Origin of the sequence: Parasutterella excrementihominis YIT 11859, assembly GCF_000205025.1 — a bacterium.
GTDB classification, from domain to species: domain Bacteria; phylum Pseudomonadota; class Gammaproteobacteria; order Burkholderiales; family Burkholderiaceae_F; genus Parasutterella; species Parasutterella excrementihominis.
On sequence record NZ_GL883729.1, the window covers coordinates 1 to 735 of the forward strand.

General features: G+C 41.4%; 2 protein-coding genes. Both read right to left on the reverse strand.

What is annotated here, in order from left to right; translation table 11 throughout:
- Nucleotides 1-163 precede the first annotated feature (163 nt).
- The gene (locus tag HMPREF9439_RS08315; protein WP_008864516.1) at nt 164-442 is read right to left on the reverse strand and encodes an HU family DNA-binding protein; all 279 of its coding nucleotides are present in this window, start codon (nt 440-442) and stop codon (nt 164-166) included.
- Nucleotides 443-480: 38 nt separating this feature from the next.
- On the reverse strand, nt 481-735 hold a 255-nt coding region (locus tag HMPREF9439_RS13105; RefSeq protein ID WP_008864517.1), incomplete at its 5' end, for a site-specific integrase.

A 735-nucleotide genomic window follows, 5' to 3' on the forward strand; every position in this document is an offset into this window, starting at 1 on the left:
AATGCTGAAGCTGATGTCCGATCTGATTTTCAAGAAAAGTTGTTCCGGAACAACTTTCTTTCGACTCGACTTTCTTAACTATGAAAAAAAGACCACAATAAAACAGTCTATCGGGTCAAAAAAAAGACCGCGGAGAAAGCGGCCTCTTTTATTTAAAAGTCAATTATTTTGTATTTAGTGCGTCTTTAAAAAGTTTTCCTGCAACAAATTTCGGCTGAATCGAAGCTGGGATTTTAAGTTCTGCACCTGTTGCAGGATTCCGACCAACACGAGCCTCGCGCTTGGCTGACTTAAAAGTGCCAAAACCCACCAAAGCCACTTCATCGCCGGATTTTACGGTTTTGATGATTTGACCCATCAGTGCTTCCAAGACCTCTTTGACATCAGCTTTAGGTTTGCCGGAAACTTCTGCTACGGCAGTTACTAATTCAGTTTTATTCATTTATTTCTCCAAAATAATTGAGACAGGACTGACTTATTTTACCCAATCGGTAGAGCGCGACATATTTCTTTTCGCTGCGTTTCGCTGCGATAGTCGTACATAGAAGTAGTATTGACTGAAGCGTGACCCATAGCCCGCTGCAAAACGAATACATCACAACCATTCGCCAGCATCGTTGTTGCAAACGTTCTTCTAAGATCATGAGGCTTTACTTTTCCCAAACCAGCCAAGGTCGCTCTTTTTTGAAGTATCCGATAAATTGAACCGGAGAGCATTTCTTTGAAAATGAAGCT